Below are 6,985 nucleotides of genomic sequence, written 5' to 3' on the forward strand. Positions count from 1 at the left end.
CCGTCGCCCGCGGGCTCACGCCGAGCGGGCGAGGGCGACCGTGCGCGCGGCGAGGTCGGCGATGCGCCGCTCCCCGCCGGGCAGCGTGGTGGCGATGCGCCCGTCGAGCGGGCCGGTCCAGCGCTCGCCGATGCCGTCGACGCCCCGCAGCGCCCCGACGACGCCGCCCACCGTGGCGCCGTCGGAGTCGGTGTCCCACCCGGCGGTGACGGCGATCCCCGCGCTGGCGCCGAAGTCGCCGCGCCCGGCGGCCAGCGCGAAGGCGATGACCGCGGCGTTGCTGAGCACGTGGACCCAGTGCAGGTGGCCGAGCTCGGCGTGGAGCCGGTCCAGCCCGGCGCGCACGCCGGCCTCGGAGCCGTCGCACGCCTCGCCCAGCCCGCGGCCGAGGTCGACCGCGCCGGCCAGCCGGCTGCCGGGCGGCACGGCCGCCGCCGCGGCGTCGAGCACCTGGCCGACGGTGCCGCACACGGTGGCCGCGGCCCCGAGCGCCGCCGCCCACTGCGCCCCGTACAGCCCGTTGCGGGTGTGGCTGAGGCGGGCGTCGGTCCAGGCCAGGCGGGCCGCGGTGCGCACGTCGCCCGGGTTCGTCCAGCCCAGGACGTCGGTGCGGATGAGCGCGCCGATCCACTCGCGGAACGGGTTGCGGTGGGTCGCCGTCTCCGGGACGGGCCGCGCCTCGAGCAGGTTGCGGTAGGCCACCCGCTCCGCGGTGAACACGCGCGCCGCGGGGAGCGCCGCCAGCCACAGCGCGGCGACGTCGTCGGTGGTGAACCCCCGCCCGTGCCGCTCGAGCAGCTCGACGGCGAGCATCGGGAAGTCGAGGTCGTCGTCCTCGGGGGTGCCGGCGATCGTCTCCTCGAGCGCGACGGACGCCGAGCGGTTCCACGGCCAGCGCGCGGCCACGTCGGCGGGCAGCCCCACCGCGGTGAACCAGCGGTCCAGCGGCCAGCGCCCGGTGGCCCGGGCGAGCTCTTCGACGCCCGCGCGGGGCGTGCCCTCGACCGGCTTGCCGAGCAGGCAGCCGGCCGCCCGGCCGGTCCACGCGCCGAGCACCCGCGCGGCGTACCCGCCGTCCGGGCGGGGCAGGCGGGGCGCCGGTGGCAGGAGCGCCTCGATCGCCGCCCAGTCGTCGGGCTCGGCGGGCGCCGGGGCGGCTGGCAGCGCGGCCACCTCGTCCAGCAGGTCGCGGGCCAGGGCGCGCAGCGCCGGCGGTGCGGGCAGCGGGCCGGCGCCGTTCGGGGCGGGCTCCGGGTCGCCGCCCGCGGCGACCCAGCGGGCGCGGACCCGGGCGACGTCGCGGCCCTCCGCGGCGGCCTGCACCAGCTCGTGGGCCAGCAGGTCCTCCGGCTCGGCCCAGGCCAGCCTCATCGCGCGCTCCCCTCGCCGGGCTGCTCGTCGAGCAGCTGTCGAGCGCCTGCCGAGCAGACGTCAGGACCGCACCCTGGCACGCCCGCGGCCCGCTGTCAGCCCCCGCGGACGCGACGAGCCCGGCACCCGCTCCGTGAGGAGCCGGGTCCGGGCTCGGTGCGCTGCGCCCGCGTGCGCGGGCGTCACGTCACTTCTTGTTGCGGCGCTGGTGACGCGTCTTGCGAAGCAGCTTGCGGTGCTTCTTCTTCGCCATGCGCTTGCGGCGCTTCTTGATGACGGAGCCCATGCGGTCCTCACAAATCTGATCGGTCGACGGCCGGCGCGAGGCCGGGCAGCGGATGGAACCGGTTGGCCCCTCCCGGCGCTGCGGTACTGCAGCGCCACGGCCGGCCAACACAGAAAAGTCCGCCCCCAGGGTACCCGGTCGCCCGACCGCGCAGAAATCGGCGCGGTCGGCCCGGTCAGTCGTGGGTCAGTCGTGGTGGGGGTCGAGCCCCCACAGGGGAAACACGTGCCGCCGCGTCGCCAGCACGGCGCGGTCGACGTCGTCGGCCGGGTCGTAGCCGTCGCGCCAGGGGCGGAACTCCACCTCGCCCCGGCCGAGCCGGCCCGCCGCCTCCAGCCCGGAGACCTCCTCGACGACGCCGCGCCAGTGCTCCGGCAGCTCCGTGCCGCGCGGCAGGGGGGTGTGCAGCGCCTCCGCGACCAGCGCCGACCAGGCGAGCGGCACGACGTCGACGACGGCGTACCCGCCGCCGCCGAGGGCGACCCACCGGCCGTCGGACAGCTCGTGCGCCAGGGCGTGCACCCACTGCGCGGCCGTGCGCTGGGCGTCGACGGACACGCGCAGGTCGGACAGCGGGTCGCGGGCGTGGGCGTCGGCGCCGTGCTGGGAGACGATCGCGTCGGGCCGGAACTCGCGCAGCACCGCCGGCACCACGGCGTCGACCGCCCGCAGCCACGCCGGGCCGGCGGTGCGCGGCGGCAGCGCCACGTTGACGGCGGTGCCCTCCGCGCCGGCGCCGCCGACGTCGGCCGGTCCGCCCGTGCCGGGGAACAGGGTGTGCCCGTCCTGGTGCACCGACACGGTGAGCACCCGCGGGTCGTCCCAGAAGATCTGCTCGACGCCGTCGCCGTGGTGGGCGTCGAGGTCCACGTAGGCCACGCGGCGCGCCCCGAGGTCCAGCAGGCGCTGCACGGCCGCCGCGGCGTCGTTGTAGATGCAGAAGCCGGACGCCGCGTCGCGGCGCGCGTGGTGCATCCCGCCGGCGATGTTCAGCCCGTGGGCCGCCGCGCCGCGCCACACGGCCTCGGCCACGTCCACCGACCCGGCCACGAGGCGGGCCGCGGCCTCGTGCATCCCCGGGAAGACCGGGTCGTCCTCCGTGCCGAGGCCGCGCGCCGGGTCGGCGACGCCCTCGGCGTCGGCGCGGCGCACCGCGGCCACGTACGCCGGGTCGTGCACGGTCTCGACGACGGCGTCCGGCGCGGGCCGCACCGCCACGACGTCCAGGTCCGGTGAGTCCAGGAGCCCCAGCTCGGCCGCCAGCCGCATGGTGAGGTCGAGCCGCGCGGGCGCCATGGGGTGCCCGTGGCCGAAGTCGTACTGCAACAGCTCGGGGCTCCACACGAGCCGGGCGACGGGCATGCTGGTCACCGTAGCCCACCGGGACGGCGCGCACGTGGGAGCATGGATCGGCCGTGCAGCGTCGAGGATCTGTCGAGTATCGAGGAGGTGGCCGTGGCCCGCGTGAGGGACGGCCTGTTCGCCGGCCGCGAGCTGGTGGACCGCCTCGCCCGGCAGTCGCCCGCCCGCCTGGCCGTCACGGTGTTCTTCGGCGTCTGCATGCTGTTCACCGCCCTGCTGATGGCGCCCTGGGCGACCGCCTCGGGCGAGGCGCCCCGCTTCGTCGACGCGCTGTTCACCGCGATCTCCGCCGTCTGCGTCACCGGCCTGACCGTCGTCGACACCGCGACGTACTGGTCCGGGTGGGGGCAGGTCGTCATCCTGCTGGGCATCAAGGTCGGCGGCTTCGGCATCATGACGCTGGCGTCGATCCTCGGGCTCGCGGTGTCCCGGCGCATCGGCCTGACCCAGCGCATCCTCACCGCCTCGGAGACCAAGACCGAGAGGCTCGGCGAGGTCGGCTCCCTCGTGCGCGTCGTCATCATCACCTCGACGTCGCTCGAGCTGCTCGTCGCCCTGCTGCTGTTCCCGCGGTTCGTGGTGCTCAACGAGACCGTGGGCGAGGCCGCCTGGCACGCGGTGTTCTACGGCATCTCCGCCTTCAACAACGCCGGGTTCGTGCCCACGCCCGAGGGCCTCATGCCGTACACCGGCGACTGGCTGCTGTGCCTGCCGATCATCCTCGGCGTGTTCGTCGGCGCGCTGGGCTTCCCCGTGATCCTCAACGTCCTGGCCGTGACGCGCCGCCGGGGGCTGCACGTGCGGTTCTGGTCGCTGCACACCAAGCTCACGATCGCCACCAGCGGCGCGCTCGTCGTGGTGGGCTGGGTGCTCGTGGCCGCGCTGGAGTGGGCCAACCCGCGCACGTTCGGCCCGCTGAGCCTGGGCGACAAGGTCCTGGCCTCGCTGTTCGCCGCCGTCATGCCGCGCTCCGGCGGGTTCTCCACCGTCGACGTCGCGGGCATGCACGAGTCGACCTGGCTGATCAGCGACGCGCTGATGTTCGTCGGCGGCGGCTCGGCGTCCACCGGCGGCGGCATCAAGGTCACCACGCTGGCCGTGATGCTGCTGGCGATCCTCGCCGAGGCGCGCGGCGACCGGGACATCGAGGCCTTCGGCCGGCGCATCCCCCGCGACACGCTGCGCCTGTCCATCGCCGTGGTGTTCGTGGGCGCGACTGCCGTGCTGGTCGCCTCGCTGGCGCTGCTGGAGATCACCGGCGAGACGCTCGACGTGGTGCTGTTCGAGTGCATCTCGGCGTTCGCCACCGTGGGCCTGTCGACCGGCCTCACGGCCGAGCTGCCCGACGCCGGCAAGTACGTGCTGAGCGCGCTGATGTTCGTGGGCCGCACGGGCACCGTGACGTTCGCCGCGGCGCTGGCGCTGCGCGACCGGCGGCGCATCGTACGCTTCCCGGAGGAGCGACCGATCATCGGCTGAGGCGCGCCCCGCCCGCCGGGAGCACCTCGGGAGCAACTCCGGGAGCACCCGAGGAGCACCCGAGGAGCACCCGAGGAGCACCGCCGCGACCGTCCCTGCGAGCCGTCCAGGAAAGGACCCCCGTGCCCGACAAGAAGGCGCCCGAGCGCGACGCCGGCGTGCTCGTCATCGGCCTCGGCCGGTTCGGCTCCGCCATCGCCGCCACGCTGGACCGGCTCGGCCAGGACGTGCTCGCCGTCGAGCGGGACGCCACCCTGGTGGCGCAGTGGTCGGGGCGCCTGCCGCTGGTCGAGGCGGACGCGACCAACCCCGAGGCGCTCGAGCAGCTCGGCGCCAAGGACTTCGGCGTGGCGGTGGTGGGCATCGGCTCATCGCTCGAGGCGTCCGTGCTGGTCACGGCCAACCTCGTCGACCTCGGCACGCCGCAGATCTGGGCCAAGGCGGTCAGCTCGGAGCACGGCCGCATCCTGCAGCGCATCGGCGCCCACCACGTGGTGTTCCCCGAGTCCGACGCCGGCTCGCGGGTGGCCCACCTGGTCAGCGGCCGGATGCTCGACTACATCGAGGTCGAGGACGGGTTCACCATCGTCAAGATGCGCCCGCCGAAGGAGATGCAGGGCTTCACGCTCGCCCAGGCGAACATCCGCCAGCGCTACGGCGTGACGGTGATCGGCGTGAAGTCCCCCGGCATCGAGTTCCAGTACGCCACGCCGGACACCCGGGTCAGCGCCAACGACCTGATCGTCTGCTCGGGCCACGCCGACCTGCTCGAGCGGTTCTCGGCGCGCCCCTGACCCCCTCGTCGCCGGGCCCGCCGGTGCCGCTTCCGCCGCCGCAACGCCCGCCGCGCCGGCGGATCACTCCGTGCGCCGCCGCAGGGTGAGCATCCCCAGCACCACGGACCCGACGATCCACAGCACGACGACGCCGACGGCGCCCCGCACGTCCGCCCAGCCCAGGCCGGCGGCGAGCTGCTGCAGCGCCTCGACGGCGTAGGTCAGCGGCAGCACCCGGGAGACCCACTCGAGCACCTCCGGCATCTGGTCGCGGGGCATGAGCAGGCCGCAGGTGAGCAGCTGGGGCACGATCACCGCGGGCATCATCTGCACCGCCTGGAACTCGGTGCGGGCGACGGCGGACGCGGCCAGGCCCAGGCTGCTGCCCAGCACGGCGTCGAGCAGCGCGACGAGCACCACCAGCCCGAGCGCGCCGGCCACGTCCATGCCCACCCACACGGCGAAGCCGACGACGACGAGCGCCTGCAGCAGGGCCAGGCCGCCGAACGCCAGCGCGTAGCCGGCCACGAGGTCGCCCTTGCGCAGCGGCGTGGTCATGAGCCGCTCGAGCGTGCCGGAGCTCCGCTCGCGCTGCGTCGTCACGCTGGTGACCAGGAACATCACGAACAGCGGGAAGAACCCGACGGCCACGGGCCCGAACTGGTCGAGCACCGGCGTGCCCTCGAACATCCAGGCGATGATCCCGACGACGAGGCAGGGCAGCACGAGGATGAGCGCGACCGTGCGGTGGTCGTGCCGGAGCTGGGCGAGCACGCGACGGGCGGTGGCGACGGCGAGGGTCACGGGCGCCCTCCCGGGGCCGGCGCACCCTGCTCGACCAGCGCGAGGAACGCCCGCTCCGCGTCGGGCGCGCCCGTCTCGGCGAGCAGCCGCTCGGGCGTGGTGTCGGCGACCAGCGCGCCGTCGCGCATCAGCAGCAGCCGGTCGCACTGCGTCGCCTCGTCCATGACGTGGCTCGACACCAGCAGCGTGGTGCCGCCGGCGGCCAGGCGCCGGAAGGTGGCCCACAGGTCGCGCCGCAGCACCGGGTCGAGCCCGACGGTGGGCTCGTCCAGCACGAGCAGCTCGGGCGCGGAGACGAGGGCGGCCGCGAGCGAGACGCGCGAGCGCTCGCCGCCCGAGAGCGTGACGACCTGCTGGCGCTCGTGCCCACCGAGGTCCACGACGGCCACGGCACGGGCGACCGCGTCGCGCGCCGCGGCACCGCGCAGCCCGGCCAACGCCGCGAAGTAGGCCAGGTTCTCGGCCACCGTGAGGTCGGCGTAGACCGACGCGGCCTGGGTGACGTAGCCGACGCGGCGGCGCAGCGACGGGGTGCCGGCCGGCTCCCCCAGCACCTCGACGTCGCCGGTCACGTGGTCCTGCACGCCGACGACGGCGCGCATCAGCGTCGTCTTGCCCGAGCCGGACGGGCCGAGCAGGCCGACCACCTGCCCGGCGGGCACGTCGGCGTCCAGCGCGTCGACGACGGTGCGCCCGCCGCGCACCACGCGAAGGCCCCGCACGCGGACCGCGAGCCCGGCTTTGCGCCCGGTCATGTCCCGAGCATGGCACGGCGGGCCGCCCCCCCGGGCCCCCGGCGGGGGGCCCCCCCCCCCCCCCCCCCCCGCGCGCCCCCCCCCGCGCCCCCCCCCCCCCCCCCCCCCCCGCACCCCGGGGACGGGACCCCAAGAGGAGAAACAGGGGGGGG

General features: G+C 75.9%; 7 protein-coding genes. 2 read left to right on the forward strand and 5 right to left on the reverse strand.

Annotated elements, in window-relative coordinates:
• Positions 1-15: 15 nt before the first annotated feature.
• From U5M74_RS12880 to U5M74_RS12890, 3 genes are all read right to left on the reverse strand, one after another.
• The gene (locus U5M74_RS12880) at positions 16-1,371 is read right to left on the reverse strand and encodes an ADP-ribosylglycohydrolase family protein (RefSeq protein ID WP_410909342.1); all 1,356 of its coding nucleotides are present in this window, start codon (positions 1,369-1,371) and stop codon (positions 16-18) included.
• Positions 1,372-1,558: 187 nt separating this feature from the next.
• Positions 1,559-1,657 (reverse strand): 30S ribosomal protein bS22, encoded by a 99-nt coding sequence (locus tag U5M74_RS12885; RefSeq protein ID WP_003792170.1) that lies wholly within the window; start codon positions 1,655-1,657, stop codon positions 1,559-1,561.
• A gap of 186 nt (positions 1,658-1,843) precedes the next feature.
• Complete coding sequence (locus U5M74_RS12890) at positions 1,844-3,019, reverse strand: acetoin utilization protein AcuC (protein ID WP_410909343.1); 1,176 nt, start codon at positions 3,017-3,019, stop codon at positions 1,844-1,846.
• Between the two features lie 93 nt (positions 3,020-3,112).
• Between U5M74_RS12890 and U5M74_RS12895 the strand changes: the two genes are divergently transcribed.
• Positions 3,113-4,498, forward strand: coding sequence for a TrkH family potassium uptake protein (locus tag U5M74_RS12895; RefSeq protein WP_410909344.1), 1,386 nt, complete (start codon positions 3,113-3,115; stop codon positions 4,496-4,498).
• Positions 4,499-4,620: 122 nt separating this feature from the next.
• Positions 4,621-5,292, forward strand: coding sequence for a potassium channel family protein (locus U5M74_RS12900; RefSeq protein WP_410909345.1), 672 nt, complete (start codon positions 4,621-4,623; stop codon positions 5,290-5,292).
• A gap of 63 nt (positions 5,293-5,355) precedes the next feature.
• Here U5M74_RS12900 and U5M74_RS12905 read toward each other — a convergent pair whose 3' ends face one another.
• Entirely contained in the window at positions 5,356-6,078 is a 723-nt protein-coding gene (locus U5M74_RS12905; protein ID WP_410909346.1) for an ABC transporter permease, read from the reverse strand.
• Complete coding sequence (locus U5M74_RS12910; protein ID WP_410909347.1) at positions 6,075-6,833, reverse strand: ABC transporter ATP-binding protein; 759 nt, start codon at positions 6,831-6,833, stop codon at positions 6,075-6,077. Before U5M74_RS12910 ends, U5M74_RS12905 begins: the two co-directional genes overlap by 4 nt.
• Positions 6,834-6,985 lie beyond the last annotated feature (152 nt).

The sequence above is a fragment of the Puerhibacterium sp. TATVAM-FAB25 genome (assembly GCF_046535855.1).
Taxonomy (GTDB): Bacteria; Actinomycetota; Actinomycetes; order Actinomycetales; family Cellulomonadaceae; genus Puerhibacterium; species Puerhibacterium variabilis_A.